This window comes from Streptomyces sp. NBC_00984 (assembly GCF_045162475.1).
Taxonomy (GTDB): Bacteria; Actinomycetota; Actinomycetes; order Streptomycetales; family Streptomycetaceae; genus Streptomyces.
Map to the genome: position 1 here is coordinate 608,080 of NZ_CP108735.1, position 21,861 is coordinate 629,940.

A 21,861-nucleotide genomic window follows, 5' to 3' on the forward strand; every position below is an offset into this window, starting at 1 on the left:
GAAGTCAGTCCGAAGTCCGGTCCGCTCAGTTCTTCGGGCGGCTCGATGATGCGCGCGGGCACGTCGTAGAGGGCGGCGAAGGCATCGCGCGCGGCAGGGAACATGCCGTGGCGCTCGCTCTCGCCGACCCGGCCGGCATCGGCCAGGGGCGGCAGGGCCCGTGTCGAGGCGTCGGCCTGGAGGCCGGCGATGGAGGCGCGTACGGCAGGCCAGGGGTCCCGGTGCGGGCGAGCTGCAGCACGCGCGCCTGGTCGGTGGGCCGGTGCAGGAGCGCGTTGCTGAGCAGCCACGTCAGGTGGGTCACTGGCCACCGGTCGGCGTAGTCGACGACCAGGAGCACCCCGGCGCGGGTGTCGGTGCGCAGGTCCTGGGTCCCCGGTGACGGCTGGGCGACGCCGGGGCCGCGCGCGGCCGTTGCCACGGTCCAGCCGGCGGCCTCCGACTCCTTCACGAACTGCGCGGCCAGCCGGCTCTTGCCCTGGCCGCCCGGTGCGTGCAGCCACTGGACCGAGAGCCGCGGACCGTGATCGCGCCAGCGGCGCAGGTCGGCGAGTTCCTTTTCGCGCCCAGTGAAGCCGACGACCTCGAACCGTGAATTCAGCATGCGGCTGGGCAGGTCCAGCAGCCAGGTCGGGTCCGGCCGGGCTCGGGACGCCCTGCTGAAGGACGTACAGCGGCACGCCGTCGCCGAAGGCGTGGATGTCCGCGCCGATGCAGCCGTAGGCGAAGCCGTTGACCGCATGCACGGTCTGCTGCTGGGCGGGTTCAAAGGCCATTCCCGGTGGGCGGCGTGTCGCGGTCGTGGCGGACGATGACCCTGCTGCCCGGCCCCTGCGCCCCGACGGCGAACCCGCCGTCGCGCGCCTCGATCCGCTGGACCCACTGCTGTTGGACCGGCGGAAGCTGCTGCCGGATCGTCTCCACCAGCGTCCGCAGCTCGGCCTCCGCATCGGGATGATCGTTCATCAGGTCCTCGAGGTTCTCCCGCCAGCGGACGATCTGTGCCTGCCGCACCTCCGTCCGGGTCAGCGGCGTTCGCGATCCGTGTCGCGCTGCGCTCCAGCCGCACCTTGATACCGGCACCGGACTCCGGCCCCGACTCGGCTTCATCGGCCCGCCGGAAGATCCTCGCAACCCCGGCCCTCGTGGCCTGCCAGGCGCTGGTCGCCATCGCCGCGACAATCGTCGTCGCTGCTGTCATCGCCAGCGCCACATCCGGATCTGGCATCAAGTACCCTATGAGCACGATGAGTTGGCATGCTTCACCTCGATGACGAGGGTTTCGCCCACCCTGTGCCCGCGGCCCGACAGCACGCAAAAGAGGCCTGCGAAGCACTGAGGGTCGGGGCCGCCATGGAAGAGGGCGCCACACACAGGCGGGGCGCCTTTTCGCGTCTGGGCCGCCCGACAGCTCAAGGACATGACACAACCCTGCCCCCGAAGTGCGGTGTTCCAGCGCGGGCACCACACTTCCGCGTCGCCGGTCCGCGCGACAGCCTGCTTCCAGCCGAGGAGCCTTCGCGACAGCTCCTGGGCCCTGATCACGGGTATGACAGCTTCTGCCACCCACTCGCCGCCGTCGTACGGATCCGAGCCTCACCTGTGCCGCATCACCTATTTCAACTGCTTACGAATGATTGGCCCGCCCATGGGGCTCACCGTGGATTGTCAGTGGGGGGCGGTAAAGTACCTCCGCCCGGAACGGCGGGGGCCGTTGGCGCGTGATTGACGCGTGTGAAGTTGCGACAAAGGCGACTTATTGCAGATCGCCCAGACGTTCCGACCTTCACTCACTGGGGTGATCCCTGTCACTCATAAAATGGCGAATCAAGGTGGTGAGCTGCCCCTTGCGGACTCCTGCAGCAAAACTGCGCAGATCAACATGCGGGCGCTGGTCGCGTTCTTCAGCCATGACGTGCAAGATGGGCACCGTCGCGCAACAAGGGGTGTGGCGCAGATCACATAGCGACGTTCGGCTTATTACGCGACAGTAACAAGCAACGGCAAGGCGAAGGCCCCACCCACCGCTCGCGAGGCTCGGGGCGAGGCCTTCTCTGCACCGTCTGCAGCGTGGCCCCGGCCTTTAGGCCGGGGCCTTCGCGTTGTCAGCCCAGCAAGTCCCATCCGTGTTTGATGAGCGAGCCGATCGGACCGAGCCAGCGGATCCACCTGTAGTGGCGATCCGCCTTCGTGCTGCAGCAGCAGTACCCGTCAGGCTTGTGAGCCATGGGGCTACCCCTCTCCGGATCCGCGACCTTCGCGAACTCCATGGAGGCCAGCGACGGCAACACGGACCCCAGGGGTAGGCGACAGAGTACCCGCGCGCGGAGCGGGCGACGCTCCCCCCAATCACCGCCGAAGCACCTCACACGCGACACGCAGTGCCACTCTGAGTAGATGGGCAAGATCAAATGAGTGACCATCAAAGGCCAGTAAGGCCCCGGCCTGCAAAGTCACCTGACGGTGCGTTGGGAACGCAGTGCCGGTTCCGCCCGGAAGAGTCGTGTATCTCACACCGAAACGGCTGAACCGGGCTTCCCGGAGGGTGCTGAACAGCCGACGCCCTGAAGAACGGGCGCCGGGAAACGTCACACAAGGCCCGGCAGGAAGTAGGTCTGCTGGTACTGCGAGGGGCCGGCCGGACCATCGCCCCGCAGCACCACGGCAGGCCGCCGCCGACCGGCGCGACAGCGGCACATGGCAGGGGTCCCGAACCCGCGCGCGGTTGTGACCGAGCGTCGCAGTCGGCCGGCCTGGGCGTCACAGGCGGCCGACGGCGCCACCTCATCTTCGAAGCGACGGGCGTCACACGGACGTTCTCACGATTCTTTGCCGGTTCGGCTCTCTCCGGGCACCTGGAGTAGGACGCTCAGTCCGCTGTCACCAAAGGAGAGCATCAGTAGATGTCCGTCGTCATCTACACCCATGTCATCGACACAGACAGAGGCCGTTCGCTGGACAACCTGGAGATCACCATCGTCGAAGCGCTGGAGCACGCCAGGGCCACCCACTTCCGCAGCATCGAGAAGTGGGCCGAGCGGAAGTCGCGCGGGTGGAAGGACCGGTGTCTTGGGCGATGCGCTCGTCAATCGGAGCCCAGCGGACGGGAGTTGATCCCGCTCTCCCGCCGCGCATCGAGGACGGGTACGAGGACGGCGCCCGGCCATGCGTAGTATCGCGCGAATGAGCGCAGGCCAGAGCCCGCGGACCGCTCGGTGACGACGCCGGTCAGCGCCTCCTGCGGGGTGACGGCGAACCCGGAGCTGCGGCGCTGGGCGCGGTCGTCGAAGTACAGATACTCGGTGAACGAGTGCGGGCTGTGCCCCGGGACACTGAATAGCGGGAGCTCGGTGAGGTCCGCGACGCCGACCCCGGACGTCCGGGCATCCGGGCGTCGGCCAGTGGCCACCGCTCGTGCACGACGACGATCCGCTGCTCGGTGGTGAGGACATCCGCGACGAGCCGCTCGTCGTTCGGGCTCGGCCGCACGAAAGCCACGTCCACCCGGTCCTCCACCAGCGCGGTCACATGCTCCGTGCCGTTCGGTCCGAGCAGCGCGAAGACCGAGCCGGCGGGTACTTTCGAGCGCAGGACGATCGCGGGGTAGTCGCACACGTAGTCGCGGTCCTTTTCCGTCTCTCGTCGGATCGTCCTCCTCACATCCGGGAGGGCTTCTTCTTGTCGAAGAGCCAGGTGTTGAAGAGCGCGGTCAAGTCCTTCCCGGCCTTGCTCTCGCACAGGGCGATGAACTGCCGGGTGTCAGCATTGCCGTGCCGGTGCTGCCGGGTCCAGGTACGAAGGATGCCGAAGAAGGTCTCGTCGCCGACGGCCCTGCGCACCTTGTGCACGACCATGGCACCGCGTCCGTAGACGGGCGGGTCGGAGACGCGCCCTCCGCTGGGCGGATCCGCCGGCGGGAACGCCCAGATGCCCTCGCTCTCGGCGTCCGTGCCGTTGTAGAAGTTCTCGAAGATCTCCGTTGTGCTCCTGTTGCCCCGCTCCTCCTCCCACAGCCACTCCGCGTAGGTGGCCAGACCCTCGCTGAGCCACATGTCCTGCCACTTGCGCGGGGTGACGGAGTTGCCGAACCACTGGTGTGCCAGTTCGTGCACGAGCAGTGCCTCTTCGGGCGCCTCGCCGAAGTAGGGCCTGGTCTGGGTCTCCAGGGCGTAGTCGAGTCCGGGCAGGTGGTCGACGATGGCACCGGTCGAGGAGAAGGGGTAGGGACCGAAGCGCTTGCCGGCCCAGTCGACGATCTCGGGCACCAGGTCTGCGACATCGGCGGAGTCTTCGGCCTCGTCGGGGTCGATGGCGACGTAGACGGGCACGTCATCGTCCGTCCGGCCCTTGTGGATCTCGAAGTAACCGACGGAGACGTGTGCGAGGTAGCTGGCCATGGGCTCCTCGGTGCGCCAGTGCCGGGTCACCGTTTTGCCCTTGTCCTCCTCCGTGATCAGCTCGCCGTTGCTGATCACGTCGTAGGGGTCGCCGTCCTCGTCCTTGGGCACGGTGACCGTGGTGTCGTACGTGGCCTTGTCCGACGGGTGATGGTTGCCCGGGAACCAGGTCATGGAGCCGGACGGCTGACCCAGGGCCGTCGAGCCGTCGTCGGTCTCCATCCAGCCTTCCAGGCCTCCGTCGTCGTCCTTGAGCGTGCGCGGTGTGCCGTCGTAGGTGACGACTGTCCTGAAGACTTCGCGGTTCCTCACCGTCTTCGCCGGTGTCACGAGCAGCTCGTCCCCCGAGCGCGCGACTTGGGCCTTGGCTCCTTGCACCGTGGTGGTGCGTACCCGCAGCCCTGACAGGTCGAGGTTGAAGCGGCTCAGGTCCTGGGTGGCCCGCGCTGTGATGACCGCCGTGCCCTTCAGGTGGTTGGTCTCGGGCACGTAATCCAGCGTCAGCCCGTAGTGCACCACGTCATAGCCGCCATTGCCGAGCGCCGGGAACAGCCGATCCCCCACTCCGGCCGAGCCGGGCTTTCCGACGACGGCACCGTGTCCCGGTGCGGAGCCGGTGCAGGACGTCGTCACGGCCAGGAGGAGTGCTGTGGCCGGAGCCCAGCCGGACAGACAGCCCGGGACCGTCGACCGAGGCCGGCTGCCCTTCGCCATATGCGGTTTCATCTCGTGTCTCCCATCGATCGCAGGACGCGAGACGTCAGAAAGTCGGCATCGTCCATTGGTTGCTTCAAGATGGGCAAAAGTTCTATACGCGCCTTGCGGCTGACATGGCGACGTTCATGATCCGTGATCAAGGTGAGCATGGGCCGCGCTGACCACCGGCCTTCGGCTCTGTACGGGGGAGAGAGAGGTTGTCGGCGTGCAGCCGTCCGTGTCCGTCAGCGCGCGGCACCCCAGTTCATGCTGACCACGGCGTACGCCTCCCCGTTTCCCGGCGGCCGCGTCCATGAGCGGGTGGTGAAGGTGTGCAGCCGTCCGTCCGTGATCGCGTGGCGCGGCAGTTGGACACCGAACTCGCCGGTCACGGCCTCCAGTAGCGGCCGTTCCGCCTCGGTGCCCTCCTCCCGGGAGCCGAAGAACCGCTCCGGGTCCAGTGCCCGTGGTATCTCCCCGGTTCGGCGAATCTCTCCGTCCGCGTACGTGAAGGCGTACTGCTCGGCACCGTCCTGCGCTACGGAAAGGTGGAAGAACGGTTCCCCGCGCCAGGTCCTCAGGCCGCTCCACACGACCACCGCGCGGGTGCCCGCGCCGGCGGCCGCAGCCGGGGAGACGAACCGCTGCGGGTCGAAATGCGCAGGGTCGCTGTCGAAGGCGAAGCTCCAACGGGTGCCGGCCCGGCCGACCGTCATGAGGGCCTTGTCGTCGTAGGACGAGAACTCCCTCTGCCCGCGGAGCAATCGGCGGCGCGCTTCGTCGGAAGTCATGGGATCGCCCAACGCTGCCTCGTTCCCGTCCGCGAGGCGTCCGGGCAAGTCCTCCGGCTTCACACCTTCGACCAGGACGAACCGGTAGGACGTGAGGTTGTCGTGGGGGTCCGGGTCCGCGAGCCACGCCAGGTTGTCCGGGTCGAGGCCGGCCGTCGGGCTCGGTGCCTCACCCGCCTGCCCGCCCCTGGGGGTGGACAGCAGCTCGCGGCCCCGTTCCGGGGTCAGCAGGGGTCCGAGCAGGGGGTCGGCCACCCACCCCAGCGGCGCCAGGTGGTCGGGTCCCAGCGGCTGCCATACCGGCAGAGCGTCCATCAGTGTCCGCCATGCCCCGTCGGTGTTGCCCCACCGCGCCAGCTCCCGCGCCCGCTCGACCGCTTCCCCGAACGGTCCGGCCGCCGTGTACCGGTACGAGCCGTTGCGTACCTGCTCCAGCGTCGCGTAGGCCAGCGACACCACGTCGTCACCAGCTCCCCGCAGGTGGAACATCAGCGTGGAGTCGTCCCCGTACGAGTGCGCCGCGTGTCCGGCGACCAGCGACGGCAGCAGCTCGGGCGCGTACTGCGGATCGGTCACCACGTCGTCGAAGTACACCATGCAGGTCCGTCCGAGCAGGCGGCGTATCTGGTCACCCAGCCCGGCGGCCCGCGGTCTGCCGTACTCCTTTGCCTCGTCCAGCGCGTGCCCGGCCCGTTCCCAGTCGCCGCGCAGCGCCTCCAGCCGGGCCTGCTCCACCAGGGCGTCCAGCTCTCGCGTCGTGTCGCTGGCGAACTCCGGCTGCCCGTCGGCCGGGCGTGCCCGCAGGCTGTGGAACTCCCGGTACATGCCCCGCATGAACTCGACGAAGTTCGCGTACCGCTCGGGTGGCGCGGCCCGCCAGCTCGCCCACGTGTACACGGCCCACTCGCCATCCTCGTCCACGTCCTCGGGATCCAAGAGGACGTGGGTGACGTCGGACTCGACGTCGAGCTGGAGCCCGCGCCGCCAGATGTCCGCTTCCTGCCGCTCGTCGGGTCCGGCGTCGTCGTCCAGATACTCCTCGAACATGTCCGCGAGCCCGGACTCGTTGTTGTGCCAGCGCGCGTCCGTGGTCCCCGCCAGCAGCCAGATGAAACCGCCGGCGTGCTGCCACCCGTCGCTGATGCTGAGGAATTCCCGGAACGACGGGGGTATCCGTCGGCCGAGGCGCTCCTCCATGGCTGCGATCCGCTCCTCGGACGCCGGCGGGAACCCCAACCACCGAACCCGCCGGGCGGCTTCGTCCTTCTCACTCTGCGTCTCGTCATCGGGCAGGGAATCCGACCACTCCTCGCTCCATCTGAGCAGAAACGGCCGCCAGTCGAACGGTGTCGCATTCGTCATGCGCCCGATGCTGTCATCCACCGCTGACAGTGCTCTGTGATGCCAGGCGGCCCGGTGGGCGGCGCGGGCCTGCTCGCCGGCCAACCAGGCGTAGAAAGAGGACCGGGCCACCTTCAGCAGCCGGCACAAATGAGCGACCCCGCGGGTGGTCTTCTCCGCCTCGATGAACGCGTACACCTCGCTCATCGATCGCTCATCTTCGCGAAGAAGACCGCCGCTTTTCGCAGCACCTCGATCGTCTCGGCCTGCTCACGGTTCTGTCGCCGCAGCCGACGCAGCTCTTCCCGTTCCACGCTCGTCAGCTCGCCCGGCGCCCCCTGCCCGCGGTCGATCGTGTCCTGCCTGACCCAGTTCCGCAGTCCCTCGCGCTGACCCCGATCTCCCGGGCCACCTCGGTGACGGTCTTGCCGGAGGACCGGACCAGCGCGACCGCGTCGCGCTGGTCCGGTCCTCCGTATACCGCCTACTGCGGTTGCTCTTGCTTCCCACCTGGCACTACTTCCTCTGGAACCTCACGTCCCAGTCTCCAGGTGTCCAACATCAAGGGGAAGCTTCACCGTCAAGATCACCCAAATCTTGAATCAGCCCTGGGTCAGAGGCTGGTGGCTGCGTGGACCTGGTTGAGGTGGATGAGGATGTCGTAGGCCCGGGTGATGGCGAGGGTGGGGAGCGGGTCCTTCTTGAAGGACGAGCCGGCCTCGTAGGTGGGGCGGGGCGTGTCCAGCCAGGTGCGGCCCGCGGCGGGCAGGGTGCGCAGGTCGAGGTAGTAGTCGCGGTGGTGCACCCGGTCGAGGGTGTACTCCTGCATGTCGGGGGTGGCCGCGGGGACGGTGACCTTGTTCCAGGGGCTGCCGAGGGTGGTCGCGGTGAGGAACGAGCCGCGGCCGAAGGTGAAGCCGATGGCGGCGTAGTCCCGTCCGAGGGCCTCGCGCAGGAAGGCGCCCTGGGTCGTGGGGTACATCACCGGGTCGGTGGCCAGGTAGCCCACGTGGCCGTTGTGCGCCGAGAGCAGCATCTTGTCGCCGGTGCGGCGGTGCCACCAGGCGGTGTTGTCGGCCATGACCCGGTCGCGGAGGTGCTCCGCGGCGGACACCGATGCCGGGTCGGACAGGTCGAGCGAGGTGAACGCGAAGGTCTGGGCGATGCTGCGGGCGTGCTGCTCGGCCCATTCGTAGGCGTCGCCGCCGGCCCCCTTGTGCGCGGTGACCAGGTCGAACGCCTGCTGGGCGGTGGTGGCGTCGAGGCGACGTTCCGCGACGGGCTTGCGCAGGTAGGCGAAGACGTCGTCGAGGGGGCGCAGGCCCGCGTACAGCTCCTCGAGGCGTGCGACGTCCTGGGGGCGGCTCGTACGGACGTACGAGAGCACCCGGTCGAAGACAGCGTCGCCGAGCTTGGGCGCCCCGATGTCGTTGCCCATGAAGTGGACCTTCCGGCCGGGGTGGCGGTCGTTGTAGCGCCGCATCCAGGCGATCAGGCTGACGAACTCCTCGCGCTCCCAGGGTGATCCGGTCAGTGTCTCCTTGGCGATCCGCCGGGCGTCGCCGGGGCCGCCCTGCAGGTACTCGTCGATCCGGAGGCCCGCCGTCCAGCTCATCTCCAGGGCGAAGGTGGTGAAGCCCATCTCCTCGACGAGGTGGCTGAAGACGCGTTGCTTCATGGCGAAGAACTCGTGCGAGCCGTGGGTGGCCTCGCCCAGTCCGACCACCTTGGCGTCGCCGATCATGGCGTCCAGCGCCCGTAGGTCGGTGGTGTTGCCGCCGGGTTCCGTCGAGCGCAGGGGCTGGGCGGCGCGCTCCAGCGCGCGGAGCGCGTCGGCCTGTCGGCCTTTCGTCCCCGTGGGGGCGGGTGTGGTGGTCGCGGCGGAGGCCGTGGGGGCCAGCAGGGCCGTGGCCGCGAGCCCGGCCGTTGCGGCGAGCAGCCTCCGTCGGCCGATCGCCTGGTGGTACGCGGTCATGCTGAACTCCTCGGCTCGTTCTTGCTCTCTGGGCAGTGAAACGATCATGGCCTGGGGTGGGAGCGGGCCGCGCTGGGGGCTCCCTCCGGGTTTGACCGGGGGATATCCCCCCTTGCCATCAGTGCGGGCTATCTGCCTGGAGCGGTTCGGGGGCCGCGGGCGCTCAGGCGGGCAGGGACGGGGCGAGGCCCCCGCCGAACAGTTGGAACGCTCGGTCGGCGGCGGCGGCGACGGCCTCCGGGTAGACCTCGTCGGCAGGGCGGCCGGCCTGGACCTGCTCGCCGTTCCACTCGGCGACCCCGACTTTGAATCAGCCCTGCCGGTGAGGTGCCGGTCAACCGCCGCAGTGCGACTCGTGCACTATCCGGGTGCATGTGTGAGCGGCCACCGGGCCTGCCACCGCGAGACCCAGGGGTGCAGATGAAGGATGCCAGGGAGTCGTACGAGCTGACCCGGGACATGGCGTGCTCGGGGACATGGGTGTGGACCGCGGTCCTCCACAGGACTTCGAACCCGTCGATGTAGACGCCGGCCGTGAGCATGCCGGCGGCGACGAGCCATGTCGGAGCGCCCGCGGCGAGGAGCAGGTAGGGAGGGACGAAGCCGAAGGTGATGAGGATGCCCGTGCGCCGGGGGTAGCGGGGCCAGATGCGGATCGCGATCAGGCTGCCGAGGACGAAACCCGTCGAGTGGGCGGCGAGAATGATCGACCGGGCGACTGCGCCGCCCAGCTCCTACTCGGCGACCGCCGGTCCCAGAACCATGATGGCTCCTCCGAAGTCGGCGTTGACGACAGCGAACTGGCCGACGATCGGCCACATCCAGCGCAGGGAGGAGAACTCTGTCCAGCCGGCACGCAGTTCGGTCAGGAAGCCGGTCGGCGCCGCCGACGCCGCGAGCGCCGCTGTTGTCGTGCGCGGGCGGGCGAATATCAGGAGCACGGCGGAAAGGAAGTAGGTGGCGGCGTCGGCGGCTGGGGCCCAGCCCGGTGCGACGGCCGCGATGAGTACTAGCTGTTTGGGCCGCCGGTGGCGGGGACAGGGGGTTCAGTTTTCATGGTGTGCTCGTGTGCCCTGGCCCGCGCGTTTGAGGATGCCGACGATGACTTCGCTCTGCGCGTCGGCGTAGTGCCGCATGTACGTCCACGTCCGCTGCGCGAGGTCCCGCTTGGTCCGGGCGTAGAGGTTGCGGTCGCCGGTGTTGGCGCGCGGCCAGTCGCGGAACAGGAGCATGCGGTCGATCTCGGGGCAGCCGGTGGAGAGTACGTGCAGATTGGCCGACTCGGCGCTGGGCCGGTCGGCGCGTCCGGCCGCAGCCAGTGGGTGACATCCACGGCCAGGGCCAGGCGCCCGTCAGCGGCCTCGGGCTGCGGCAGCCCGGCCAGCACCTGCCGCAGCCGCGGCACATCGACGTTCCCGCCGTTCAAGGCTCCGTACATCGCGCCGTGCCCACGCCGGTGCTCGGCGGTCAGCGTGAGGTCGACCATTGTCTTCACCACACAGCAGGGCGTCCGTCAGCTCGAACAGCGTGTCCCCGCGCACGGTCAGGGAGCCGAAGAAGTCGTCCCGGAAGTGTGACGCCACCGCGAACGCCTCCCGCCGGACATCGTGTGCAGCAGACTCATTCCCCCACGGCCTTCGTACTCGTCAAGTGCCGCTTTCCTCGGAGCACAGGATCAGACGAAGACCGTGTTCACGTCCCCGGAATCCTCGTACGGGCGAGCACGTTCGGCGCATCGTTCGGGGTCAGACCATAAAGCAAGCTTAGAACCTGCTGCGAAAGGGGCATGCCAAGCGTCGCTGACACGGGCTGGCTACACGCTGGATGGCCAAGTTCCTGGCCGGATCCGGCGATTAGCCGCCAGGAGCAGCCCGCGGGCACCGCCCCTAGTTGGTCGTGTGTGTGGGGTAGACCTGAACGTCGGTGTAGGCGCCCTTGATGTCCCCCGCGCCCGCGGGCCACTTCAGGCTCACGGTGTGGGTCTCGTTCGGGGGCGTCACCAGGATGTTGGTCGGGGAGGCGAGGCTGTCGCCGGTGTTGTCGATGTCGTAGGCAAGGTTGAAGACAGCGGCGTCACCGGGCTTCAGGGTGGTGATACGCGGCTGGGCGTGGCCGCGCTCGATGGGGTTCGAGGTGTTGTCGGCGTCCTTGATGTCGACGCCCGCGAAGCCCGTTGCCGAGCAGGTGGTCGAACCCCGGTTGATCATGGTGATGTCGATCCTGCCGGATTCCTCGTCGGGCGCGGCGTCTGTGGCGTCGATGGCCAGGTCCTGCGTCTTGCAGAACGTGACCTTGCCGCCGGTTGTCGTCGTGCCGTTCGCGGCTGCCTTTGCCTCGGTGTCCTCACCGGAGCCCGACTTCGCGTTGCCGGCCTCCGAGCCGCCGGAGCCCGAGCCGCCCTGCGACTTCGAGCCACCGTCCGAGGACGAAGAAGACGAGGACGAGGAGCCCTTGGAGGACGAGTCCTTCCCGGAGCCGTCGCTGCCACAGGCGGTGAGCGAGAGGGTGGCGGCGACGCCGATGGCGGCGAGAGCAGTGATGCGGGTGTACTTCACGGTGTTCCCCCAGGAGTAGCGCGGTGCATGCGGTCGGAAGTATTTGTATCCCGCACCGAGTCACAGGCGGTCCTCCGCGACGTCTTCGTTCTGTCACAGGCGTATTGACCTCACGGTCCGCCAATGCGTCGCCGTACGGTCACCAGTGGGAGCTCTCACTCCCCTGACCAGGCAATCCTCACCCAGTGACCAGCTAATCCTCACGACCTGTCCAACACCAGCGCCCGGCCAACAACGCTCAACACCCCATGAAACAAACCGAATCAGCCCGGTCCACAGCACCCAAGACCGGACACCGAACCGAGAGCCACCCCAGACAAGGAAGCGAAGACTCCCAGGCGAGCGCAAGAGATGCCGCAGTAGGAGGCGCAGGGGATGCCCCAGCGGATGCCGCAGGAGATCCTCGGCCGAGCGTGACGTAGAGCCGTCATACGCACCAGTAGAGGCCGATTCCGTGACGGCTGGACGTCACGCTACCCGCGCTGCTGCCCGCGTTCTACGGGCCGCCCGGAGGCACCAGGCCCTTGATCGACACCGCCCGGAGCAATACAAAGGGTCCCGGCGCCGGTACCCGCCGGCGAACGTGATCCGGCCGCAGACCGGGCAGGTCGGCAACTGGATCACGCCGGTGTCCCCGTTCCATTCCGCGACCGCCGACGGTTGCGGCTGGACCCAGCGCGGGCCACGGAGGCGGTCTGCGTCACTGGTCCTCCTTCGCGACCCGGTCGGTCAGGCAGACGGCGCAGACGGTCTCGAAGTCGTACGGTTGGAAGCGCCGGTTGCACCGTAGGCAGTTCTTTCGCGCGGGAAAAGTCTTCCCGCAGCTGAAACACAGGTCCACCGGCACGTCCGGGGCGGCCGCGGTGAGGACGCCAGAGACCAGCGTGTGGTCGTCGCAGCCCGGACACCGGCGGAACGTGGCGTTGCTCCCGGTGTCCCGGCGGAGGACGTAGTCGATCGTGTCGGTCCGCACCGTGCAGAACCGGCACTTGCTGTCGCCGTCCGCCACGACCAGGGCCCACTGGTCGCAGTGGGGGCACACCACGGTGCGGTTCCGGTGCGGCTCCAGCTCGGCCCGCAGCCGCTGCATGCGTCGGGTGACGAAGCCCTGGATCCGGCTGAGACCGCCGCGGATGGTCCGCATGTCCTGCGTGCTCCGCTGCCGGTCCTCGTCGGAGAGAGCGGGCAGCAACTGCTCGTCCAGGAAGCGGACGAGGAAGTCCAGGACCTCGGCGGTGCGGGCCTCGACGGCGCGGGCACGGTCGGTGAGCCCGTAGTGCTGCAGCGCGTTGCGGGTCTTGGCCAGCTTGGTGAGCGCGGCGGCGTCCTTGTCTCCGATGGGCAGCCCGACGATACGCCGCAGTCGGTCCACCGTCTGGGCGGGAGTGCAGCTGGCCAGGGACCCATCAGCCAGCTCCTCTTTCCTGGCCTTGCCCGGATCGGCGAAGACCAGGGTCCAATGCTCCTGCTGCAGACGGTACTTGAGCAGCACCTCGGCGGCGGCCTGCAAGTGCAGCACGGCGTACTTCAGGTCACGTGCGCTGACCCGCTCCTCGTCGTCGATCAAGGACCCGATGACACTGAGGAGGTAGTCCAGGCCATTGGCGATGGGCGGGAAGTTCACCTCGCTGCCGGGCTGCTCCACCGGGCGGAACTGGGCGATGTACGCCTCGCGGTCGATGAACACCTCCGGATCGTCGAACACCGTCGGATCGTTCGCCGCCCAATCCTGGGCCGTCATGTGACCTCCCCCGGGCCCGCCGATCCGGCAGGCCGTAGCCTTCACTCTCTCCCCTGGCACGCGGATGCCTGCCGTCATCACATCACGTCTACAGAATCAGCGACGGTCGCAGCTAATGAACTTGATTGCGTGATGTCGGGGCATTTGCCTGACAGTGCGTGGGCCTGGTCGGTAATTGTGGCTTGGGAGAAACGCGCAGGGCGGCGGCTTGAACGAGGTGAAGAGGGCTGCGAGGGAGTGGGTTCGGCCGGAGGCAGTCGGTCTCTTCGAGGGCGGCGCGAAGAACAGGGAGATCGCGGTCGCTTCGGGTGAGCGAGCGGTCGGTGGAGCGCTGGCGTCGGCAGTGGCGGGAGCGGGGCCGGGAGGGGGTCCGGTCGAAGTGCTCGCCTGGGCGTCCGAGGCTGTCGAGTTGCCAGATGGCCGGGCTGGAGCGGGAGGTGGCATGCGACGGCAGCCACGCGTGGGACCGGCCTGACCAGGACGGTGCGGGCGAACCAGTGGGCGCGGGCGCGGTGCACGGGCGGTGCGGCGGGTGCCATGGCGCTCTGTTCACCCCGTCGCGGTGAACACCGGGGCACCGGCGCGCGCGGCCCCGCCGACGCGCGAGAGGAACTGGCCGGCCGCCGATCCCCGAGGCACTCCCGCCCGCCCCCTCCCTCTCCATTTCGGCAGGCGGGCGACAGGGGGTGCGCAGAGGGGATGCCAGCACCCCGACCACACCACTACAGGCCTGGTGACCTGCGCAAACACCCGACGCCCGGGAGAGAGCGCAACAGATACCGCAGGAAATGCCGCAGGGCATGACTCAAGAGAAGCCGCAGGAGATCCCGGGTCGAGGCGGTGGGCGGTACCCCAGTGAGAAGTTGAGACAGAACCCGAGTTTTGACAGCGCTGGGGTACTTGCCAGGGCAGCACCGGGGTGCTCCTGGTGAAAAGTTCCGGTACGCCGCAGATGTCCAAGGCCGAGCTGTACGCGGCGATCCGGCGTGATCACCGTGCCGGCATGAAGATGCGCGGCTGCTGGCCCAGCACGTCGGACGCCCGGCGCCGCCGAGCGGGCAGGACCCTGACCTGCGTGTGAGAATTGGGCTGGATCGCCGTTCGGTGTCCGAGGCCCACCCGTCGCTGCATGGGGGAGCGGGTGTGGTACTTGACGTCCCCTGACGCCCCCTCCGGCTGATATCGACACGCTGGGAGGCTCTCTGTGAGCGAACGTCTCAATGCGTGGCCGACGCTGGTCCATGAGGACCTGGCGCCCATGGTTGACTACGTGAACCGGGTGGTACAGGTCGCAGGCAAGTACACCCTTGACGAGCCCTTCGAAGTCGGCTGGGGAAACATCGTCCTCGATGTCACCCCCCGGGGGCTCAGTACGCCAACCCTTCGGCAGCGAGGCGTGACCTTCACGGTGCACTACAGCTTGCTCGACGGTGGCGTGGTCATCGAGGCCGACACCGGCTCGCGGACCGTGCCATTGTCCAGGGGATCAGTCGCCATGTTCTATGCGTCCTTCTGCGATGCGGCAGACGAGCTCGGGATACACCGACCGCGCAGCTCGTTGATCTGCGAGATTCCGGATGCCCCGCCGCGCTTCGAGGACGATCACGTCGAACGCACCTGGGACGGCCACGCGGCCCGGCTGATCTGGACAGCGCTGAACCTCGCCGCTGACGGGCTCGAGGCGTGGCAGGCCCCCTTCCTGGGACACCGCCCCCGGGTCGGTGTGATGTGGGGCGGCTTCGACCTGTCCGCCACGCGTTACCGGGCGCAGCCCACCGTGCCGCCGCCCCACCGGCCGCCGTTCATGCAGAACGCCCAGCTCGACGCGTACGTGTCGGTGGGGTTCTCCTTCGGGGATGCCAAGGCGCCGAACGTCGGCATGTACGCGTACATCTGGCCCCAGCCGGACGGTCTCGGGGGCCGGTCCTGGGGTGTTGAGGGCGCCACCTGGCATCCCGACGCTGGTCTGGTTCGTCTGCCGTGGGCCAAGCTCAGGAAGACAGCGGACCCGCACCAGGCCATTGTGGCGTTCGGTGACGCCGTCTACGATGCCGCCGTCGAGACGGCAGGCTGGCCGTCCGACCTTGTCGGACCCCGCGTCGAGGGTTGGTACATGAGCAGGACACCGCCCGCGCTCGTCCAGCACCAGCACGGCTGACTCAGGCCGGGATTGGTCCTCAAGGCCGACTCCTGCGGGTTCCGTCTCGACGGCCCGCCGCTCTCACGGGCGGCGGGCCGTCCCATGCACTGACGTCATTTCTCGGGCTCTGGCTCAACTTCTGTGACGCGGCCACTCTCCGTCACGCTAATAGGGCGCGCTTGCGGAGAAGTTGGTGTCCCGCCCGCCCGAACATCTGGCGCTTGAGCATCTTGATCCGGTTGACATGGCCTTCGACCGCGCCCGAGCTCCAGGGCAGGGTGAGACCGGCGATGACGGCATCGCGGTCGCGATCGATGCCAGCGGCAAGCGTGTGGAGACTGGGCAGATCGTCCCGCCGGACGGCGGCGAGCCAGTCCGGAAGACGCTCGTCCTGGCGCTCGGTCAGCATGACCGCGAAGGCACGGACGTGCCGGGTGAGGGCGTCGATCTCGGGGCAGTGGGTGCGGACGGTTTTGAGCTGCAGGTGCTCGGCCTCAGGGAGGGTTTCCGGTCGCCGGAAAATCCATCCGGCGACTGTTCGGGGCGAGGGCGGCCGGGCGACCACCGGTCGCGGGGAGGTGCGCTTCTTGTGCAGGTAGGCGCGGACGCGCTGGCAACTGCCCTTATAGCCAAGCGGCACGATCTCTTCCCACAGCTTCCAGGCGTTGGTGCAGCCCTCGTTCCAACGGTCGTCCAGGTAGGGCTTGTAGTCATCGAGGACCGACGGCCGGTTCTGCCACTGCCCAGTGAAAAGCTCCTCCGGCCTCGCTGCATCGGCGAACTGCTTGACGGGCCGCCAGGTCATACCGAGCTGCCGCTGGACCGATCGACGGCTGTGCCCGGCCTTCAGCAGTGCGTGGACGTCGGCGTGCCGGGCCCTGGTGCGGTCGGCGAAACGATGGCCGGTCGGCCATGGCGAGCCAGACGAATCTTCCTCCAGCGCAGGCTCCGGATCGGGTTCGGGGGCGGCCGTGACAAGGGCGCGGAGGCAGTTGCGGTGCTGAGCGACAGCTCGTTCGGCAGCCTCGCTCACGTTGTGCCAGAGATGCCACCGGTCCGCGACCTGGACCGCCTGAGGAGCACCGGTGGTGGCACCTTCGGCGAAGAACGGCGCCCGGTCACGGCAGATGACCTCAACGCCCGGCCGTTCGGCGAGCCAGGCCGCCAGGCTGGACGCCTCCCGGTCGGGCAACAGGTCAACTGGGCGGCGGGTTTCGACATCGATGAGGACGGTGCCGTAGTGGCGGCCCTTCCGGGTGGCGTACTCGTCGACACCGACCACCCGCGGCGCGGCCACCTCGGGCTCGGGAAGCGCATCAACCAGCCGAAGCACCGTGCTACGGCTGACGGAAGCGCCGAGAACGCTGGCGATGCGAGCCCCGGCCCGGCCCGCGAGGGCCAGACCGACCGAGGCCAGGGTCGAGCGCAACCGTTCGGTCCGCTGACTGTGCCGGCGCGTCAGGCCAGGTATCTGCTCGACGAAGGTGCGGCGTGCGCAGCCCGAGTTTCCGCAGGAGAATCGCCGGACCCTCAATTGAAGGACGACCCGTCGGCCTCCGCTGGGAACATCAGCGGGAAACCGCAGGTAGGAACCGTGAACCCGGTTCGACCAGGCGCCACAGACCGGGCACGCGGCGCCGTCGGCGGTGCATTGCGCGTTAACGCGAACTATCGCGATGTTCACGTCTACCGACAGCACCGCGACGTCCGCGATCGACGGGAACAACAACTCCTTGAGCCGGAGCAGGACCTCTTTCACAGCCCTGAACATTCAGCCAACTGCGTTGCCCACGGACCAATTTCGGGCGACTTCACCTAGAGCTCGAAAAGGCCCAGCAGTCACTGAGAGTGGCCACGTCAAAGAAGTTGAGCCAGAGCCCTCCTAGAACTGCGGCACCGACGCGGGGCTCACGGAGCTGTGGGAGCTGCTGGACGGTGCCCGGGGCCAATCCTCAGTTGTATTCGAACCAGGCCAGAATGGCCTTGACGCGCCGATTGTCCTCGTCGGGAGGCATGCCGAGCTTCACGAAAACGTTCGCCACATGCTTACTCACGGCAGCGCCGGAAAGAAACAGCTCCGTCGCTATTTCTGCGTTGGAGCGCCCTTCGGCCATGTGGGCGAGCACTTCCCTTTCACGAGCGGTGAGCCGGGCAAGCGGCCCCTGTGGCGAGTCCGCGCGGGTGACGTGGCGAACAACCTCGGGGTCGATCACGACGCCACCTGCGGAGACCGTCTCGACAGCTCGCAGGAAGTCGGCGACTCTGCCCACTTTCTCCTTGAGCAGGTACCCGACGGCTCCGTCGGCACCCGGGCCGTTCAGAAGCTCCCTCACATAGGGGCCCGTGACGTAGGCGGAGAGAACCAACACCGGCAGGTCCCGGTGCCGGGAGCGCAGATCGATCGCGGCACGCAGTCCGTCGTCGGTGTTTTTGGGGGGCATGCGGACATCCGTGATCACCATGTTCGGGGCGGCTCCGGCATGCACCAGCTCGTCGACTGCGGCAACCAGTTCGTCGGCGTCCTCGCATTCGCGGATGACATCATGAGCGTGGGAGGTCAAGATTTCCCGGATGCCGGCCCTTATCAGCACGCTGTCATCTGCCAGAACAATTCTCATGACCCCCCTCCCCGGGGAACGTCCTGCTTCAATTTATCACCATGGGGGTTGGCTGGGAGCGGACGCCATAACCAGCGTCCCGCCACCCGGTGGGCTGAGAATTTCGAGATTCCCGCCGACACTTCGCATTCGCTCGCGCAGTCCGGCGAGCCCGGAGCCCGTGTCGATTCTCGCACCGCCGACACCATCGTCGTGCACACGCACGTGTACGTCTGTCGTGGCGCATCGTAGGTCGATCCGAGCGTTTCCCACACCTGCGTGTTTCGAGATGTTCGTCAGGGCTTCGGACACCGTGAAGTATACGGCGGTCGCAGTCGGTGACGAAAGCTGGGCGTCATCGCCGGTGCTGGTCAATTCGACCCGCAAAGGTGATCGCGCGGCCAGCTCTCGGACGGCGGCGATGAGACCGAGGTCGCTCAGTTCACGGGGATGGATGTCGCGCACCGTGTCCCTCAGCCGTTCGAGTGCGCGCTCCGCGTGAGCCTGGGCCTGCCGTGCCAGCCGCACGATTCGTTCCTGGTCGGCGGCTGCGGCCGTGGCCGTGGCTTCCAGCATCCCGAGACGCATGACGACGGCGACGAGTTCCTGTTGGGCGCCGTCGTGCAGATCGCGTTCGATGCGCTGTCGCTCGAATTCGAAGGCCGCGGTCAGCGAAGCCCGACTGGTCCGGAGCTCCTCCAGTTTCGCGAGCAGATCCGGGTCCCGGCTTCTGGAGAAGGTGCGCAGGAGAAGGTCGCGAAGAAATGATGTGCCGGTCAGTACGGTAGTGGTGACCGCGCCGAGAACGATGCCTGCGGGCATCGCCAGGAGGGTTTCCCCAACGGATTCAGGGGTGAATGGACCGACCTGCGCGGCGATGCCGAAGAGCCAGAAGACGGGGGAGAACACCAACGCGGCAGCGCCGATGAATCCGAAGAAGGCCACCAGCAGTGACAGTGCGGACAGGAGCACGACGGTCACGAAAACCGGCAGGTCGGTGCGCCACATCGACCGTGAACGCAGCCGGGGTGCCACCCACTGGGCCCAGCTGTGGTCAGAGGGTTTCAGGGGCATCGTCTCGACGCCGCACCACCGGGCTCTCGAACGGTCCGTCTCCGCCACCACCGGGGCCGAGACCGGCGCAACGAGAATGGAAAGCAGCAGAATCGGAAAAGCCATTGCCGCGATGCATTCCGTCAGCACCCTCCGGGCAATACGAATCTGCGCCATGCCCGCCATTGTCACATACTGTGGATCGCGCAAAAGGTAGACCTAGGTCTACCTTTAAGCAGTGCAGGCACCCGTGTGGCTCCCGCCGTGCCCTGCTTAGCTCGATGCATGCCTATCTCAGCTGCTGCTTCCGCGCCGTGCATCCGTTTGCGCGGCCTTCATATGGACTTCCCCGTTCCGGGCCGACGACGCGAGACGGCGCGCGTCCTGCACGATATCGACCTGGACATTCCCGAAGGCCGGCTGACCGCCATCGTCGGCCCCTCCGGGTCGGGCAAGTCGACGCTTCTGCTCTGCATTGCTGGTCTGGAGCAAGCGACCGCGGGTTCCATCGAGGTCCTGGGAACGGATGTCCTGTCGCTCCCCCCTCGCAAGCAGGCCGCATTCCGCAGTGAGAACGTCGGATTCATCTTCCAGGAGTACAACCTCGTCAGCTCGCTGACGGTCGAGGACAACATCGCCCTGCCGGCGCGACTCGCCGGCCATCGGGTGCCCAGGTCGAGGGTCGGCGACGCCATGTCGAGGCTCGGTATCGCCCAGCACGCGCGGCGGCGCCCCGACCGGCTCTCCGGAGGTGAACGCCAGCGCGTCGCGGTGGCCCGGGTCGTCGCGAATCAGCCGCGGATCGTCTTCGCCGACGAGCCGACCGGCGCGCTCGACCTCAAGTCGGGTCACGTCGTGCTCGATTGGCTGCAGGCACTTCCCGCGCAGGGAACCACGGTCCTCATGGTCACACACGACCCTCATGCGGCCGCACGTGCTGACCAGGTCGTGGTGCTGGGGTCCGGGCAAGTGCGCGCCGTCATTCCTGGTGGCGACTCCCACGCGGTGAGCGATGCCGTCCTCGCGGCGCAGTCGGAGGACGAAGCGGGTGAGCAGGCGTCGTGATGCGACTTGTCCTGTCGGACATTCGGATGCAGGCGTCCATGTGGTTGTGGACGTTCCTGTGCGCAGTGGTCGGTGCGGCATGCGCAGCGGGCTCGGTCATCGCCATGTTCACCGCCGTCTCGACAGCGCGGGCGGCGGGTGATGCGCGGATGGTCTCTGCGTCGATCGCGCTCGGCGGCAACATCGTCTTCTTCACCGTGCTTGCCGCCGTGGGCATCGTCGCATCCACCGTCGGTCTGACCTTGACGACCCAGCGACGCGATCATGCCCTGTGGGCGATCCTCGGGATCCCTCGCAATCGCATCAGATTCATTCTGCGCACGGAACTGGTCGTGCTCGGCGCTGCAGCCGGCGCGCTGGCAGTACCGCTGGCCCCTCTCGTCGCGAGCACCGCCCTCGCACAGTGGACGACCACGGGACTCGACCTGCACGGAGCCACGGCCGGATTCCACCTCTGGCATGTCGGGGCGAGCGTGCTGTCCGGGGTGGTTCCGTGTCTGCTCGGCGGCTGGGGAGTCACGCGCCGTGCCGCCAAGACACCGGAGATGCGCGCGTTCCGAGACCTCTCCGATCCACCGGCGCGGCCCGGCGTCACGCGCAGCGTTCTCGCCCTCTGCCTCCTCGCCGGTGTGGTCGGGATGTGGATTCCCGGGCTGGGACTCGAACTCGAGGGCGGGATCGAACAGCGGACGGCCTTCGCTTTCGCCGGCGACCTCTTTCTCATCTGCCTGTTGCTGCTGATGGGGCCGTGGGTGCTCACACCTCTGATGAGGTTCTGGACCGCACTCGTGCCCTCGCGCGGTGTCGCCTGGCACCTTGCCGTGCAATCGTGCCGCACCCGCGCGGCGAGAAGCGTCGCCACGGTGCTGCCCTTCGCCCTCTCCCTGTCGTTCGTCGGACTCTTCATGGTCATGGGGAACGTCATGCCCGGAAGCACCGCCGGGCTGGGCGATGTCCTGGTCGTGCTGGGCTGGGTCTTCGTCGTGTCCTGGGTCGGCGGCCTTGCTGTGATCGCTCTGGTCGGGCGGGAGCGCACACGTGATTCCGCCATCGTGACGGTCGCCGGTGCGCGACCAGGTGTGGTCACCCGATCAACGATCTATGAGGGAGTGATCTACGCGGGGACGGCGATCGTCTTCGGTGCGATCGCCATCGCGGTGACGAGTGCCACTATCGCCGTGGGCGCCGAGATCAGCGTCGTCCGGGTTCTGGACGGCCTCCCCCGGGCGACTCTCGGTGTGCTCGCCGGCGTGACGCTCGTGACCACCTGCCTCGCTCTGGCCCTCCAAGCCGCCCGTGTGTCGCGCACGGTCGCAGCCCGGGCTCTGCGCTCGTGAAGCAGGGCGACGTCCGTACCGCTGCGACAGCAGAATCCCCCGGCCGATATTCAGGTTGCCTGCTGGCGCCACGGAACGAACTCGCCACCGACGCGATCGCGTCCTTCGAACCAACCACCACCACCATGAACGGCATGCGTCACCTGCATGTCCAGAATTATGAAGGAATGAAT

The 21,861-nt window shown here is 68.0% G+C and carries 19 protein-coding genes and 1 pseudogene; 5 read left to right on the forward strand and 15 right to left on the reverse strand.

Features of this window, described 5'->3' with window-relative positions:
• Positions 1–25 precede the first annotated feature (25 nt).
• The 3 genes from OG520_RS42855 to OG520_RS42865 all read right to left on the reverse strand — a co-directional run bounded on the left by OG520_RS42855 (position 26) and on the right by OG520_RS42865 (position 1,912).
• Positions 26–604, reverse strand: coding sequence for an ATP-binding protein (locus OG520_RS42855; RefSeq protein ID WP_331748990.1), 579 nt, complete (start codon positions 602–604; stop codon positions 26–28).
• Between the two features lie 161 nt (positions 605–765).
• Entirely contained in the window at positions 766–1,014 is a 249-nt protein-coding gene (locus tag OG520_RS42860) for a hypothetical protein (RefSeq protein WP_331748993.1), read from the reverse strand.
• A 772-nt stretch (positions 1,015–1,786) separates the two neighbouring features.
• Positions 1,787–1,912, reverse strand: a complete 126-nt coding sequence (locus OG520_RS42865) for a hypothetical protein (RefSeq protein WP_399336379.1) — start codon at positions 1,910–1,912, stop codon at positions 1,787–1,789.
• A gap of 991 nt (positions 1,913–2,903) precedes the next feature.
• On the opposite strand from OG520_RS42865, the gene OG520_RS42870 reads away from it, so the two are divergent.
• A complete protein-coding gene (locus OG520_RS42870; protein WP_331748996.1) occupies positions 2,904–3,173 on the forward strand; it encodes a hypothetical protein in 270 nt (89 codons plus the stop codon).
• Positions 3,174–3,228: 55 nt separating this feature from the next.
• On the opposite strand, the gene OG520_RS42875 is transcribed toward OG520_RS42870, so the two are convergent.
• From OG520_RS42875 to OG520_RS42915, 9 genes and pseudogenes are all read right to left on the reverse strand, one after another.
• Entirely contained in the window at positions 3,229–3,660 is a 432-nt protein-coding gene (locus OG520_RS42875) for a LysR substrate-binding domain-containing protein (protein WP_406016762.1), read from the reverse strand.
• Complete coding sequence (locus OG520_RS42880; RefSeq protein ID WP_331748999.1) at positions 3,657–5,123, reverse strand: M1 family metallopeptidase; 1,467 nt, start codon at positions 5,121–5,123, stop codon at positions 3,657–3,659. Before OG520_RS42880 ends, OG520_RS42875 begins: the two co-directional genes overlap by 4 nt.
• A gap of 215 nt (positions 5,124–5,338) precedes the next feature.
• Positions 5,339–7,246, reverse strand: a complete 1,908-nt coding sequence (locus tag OG520_RS42885) for an SMI1/KNR4 family protein (RefSeq protein ID WP_331749570.1) — start codon at positions 7,244–7,246, stop codon at positions 5,339–5,341.
• Between the two features lie 592 nt (positions 7,247–7,838).
• Positions 7,839–9,200, reverse strand: coding sequence for an erythromycin esterase family protein (locus OG520_RS42890; protein ID WP_331749002.1), 1,362 nt, complete (start codon positions 9,198–9,200; stop codon positions 7,839–7,841).
• A gap of 734 nt (positions 9,201–9,934) precedes the next feature.
• Positions 9,935–10,141: a hypothetical protein gene (locus tag OG520_RS42895; RefSeq protein WP_331749004.1), complete on the reverse strand. Its 207-nt coding sequence runs from the start codon at positions 10,139–10,141 to the stop codon at positions 9,935–9,937.
• A 105-nt stretch (positions 10,142–10,246) separates the two neighbouring features.
• Positions 10,247–10,519: a GrpB family protein gene (locus OG520_RS42900; protein WP_331749572.1), complete on the reverse strand. Its 273-nt coding sequence runs from the start codon at positions 10,517–10,519 to the stop codon at positions 10,247–10,249.
• Positions 10,450–10,783, reverse strand: a pseudogene (locus OG520_RS42905) (transposase); the annotation flags it as partial. The gene OG520_RS42900 and the pseudogene OG520_RS42905, both read right to left, overlap by 70 nt.
• A 303-nt stretch (positions 10,784–11,086) precedes the next feature.
• The gene (locus OG520_RS42910) at positions 11,087–11,755 is read right to left on the reverse strand and encodes a DUF4232 domain-containing protein (RefSeq protein ID WP_331749006.1); all 669 of its coding nucleotides are present in this window, start codon (positions 11,753–11,755) and stop codon (positions 11,087–11,089) included.
• A 700-nt stretch (positions 11,756–12,455) separates the two neighbouring features.
• Entirely contained in the window at positions 12,456–13,496 is a 1,041-nt protein-coding gene (locus OG520_RS42915) for a hypothetical protein (RefSeq protein WP_331749009.1), read from the reverse strand.
• A gap of 928 nt (positions 13,497–14,424) precedes the next feature.
• Between OG520_RS42915 and OG520_RS42920 the strand changes: the two genes are divergently transcribed.
• Both OG520_RS42920 and OG520_RS42925 read left to right on the forward strand, forming a co-directional pair.
• Positions 14,425–14,577 (forward strand): hypothetical protein, encoded by a 153-nt coding sequence (locus tag OG520_RS42920; protein ID WP_331749012.1) that lies wholly within the window; start codon positions 14,425–14,427, stop codon positions 14,575–14,577.
• A 123-nt stretch (positions 14,578–14,700) separates the two neighbouring features.
• The gene (locus OG520_RS42925; protein WP_331749015.1) at positions 14,701–15,654 is read left to right on the forward strand and encodes a DUF5996 family protein; all 954 of its coding nucleotides are present in this window, start codon (positions 14,701–14,703) and stop codon (positions 15,652–15,654) included.
• Positions 15,655–15,796: 142 nt separating this feature from the next.
• Here the strand turns inward: OG520_RS42925 and OG520_RS42930 are convergent, their stop codons facing one another.
• The 3 genes from OG520_RS42930 to OG520_RS42940 form a co-directional block, all read right to left on the reverse strand.
• The gene (locus OG520_RS42930; RefSeq protein ID WP_406016763.1) at positions 15,797–17,395 is read right to left on the reverse strand and encodes an ISL3 family transposase; all 1,599 of its coding nucleotides are present in this window, start codon (positions 17,393–17,395) and stop codon (positions 15,797–15,799) included.
• 193 nt (positions 17,396–17,588) lie between these two features.
• Entirely contained in the window at positions 17,589–18,254 is a 666-nt protein-coding gene (locus OG520_RS42935) for a response regulator transcription factor (protein WP_331749020.1), read from the reverse strand.
• Between the two features lie 36 nt (positions 18,255–18,290).
• Positions 18,291–19,463: a sensor histidine kinase gene (locus OG520_RS42940; RefSeq protein WP_331749024.1), complete on the reverse strand. Its 1,173-nt coding sequence runs from the start codon at positions 19,461–19,463 to the stop codon at positions 18,291–18,293.
• A gap of 162 nt (positions 19,464–19,625) precedes the next feature.
• Here OG520_RS42940 and OG520_RS42945 point away from each other — a divergent pair, with 162 nt between their 5' ends.
• Together OG520_RS42945 and OG520_RS42950 are read left to right on the forward strand one after the other, a co-directional pair.
• Positions 19,626–20,351 (forward strand): ABC transporter ATP-binding protein, encoded by a 726-nt coding sequence (locus tag OG520_RS42945; protein ID WP_331749026.1) that lies wholly within the window; start codon positions 19,626–19,628, stop codon positions 20,349–20,351.
• The gene (locus OG520_RS42950) at positions 20,351–21,688 is read left to right on the forward strand and encodes an FtsX-like permease family protein (protein WP_406016764.1); all 1,338 of its coding nucleotides are present in this window, start codon (positions 20,351–20,353) and stop codon (positions 21,686–21,688) included. The genes OG520_RS42945 and OG520_RS42950 overlap by 1 nt, the downstream gene beginning before the upstream one ends.
• Positions 21,689–21,861 lie beyond the last annotated feature (173 nt).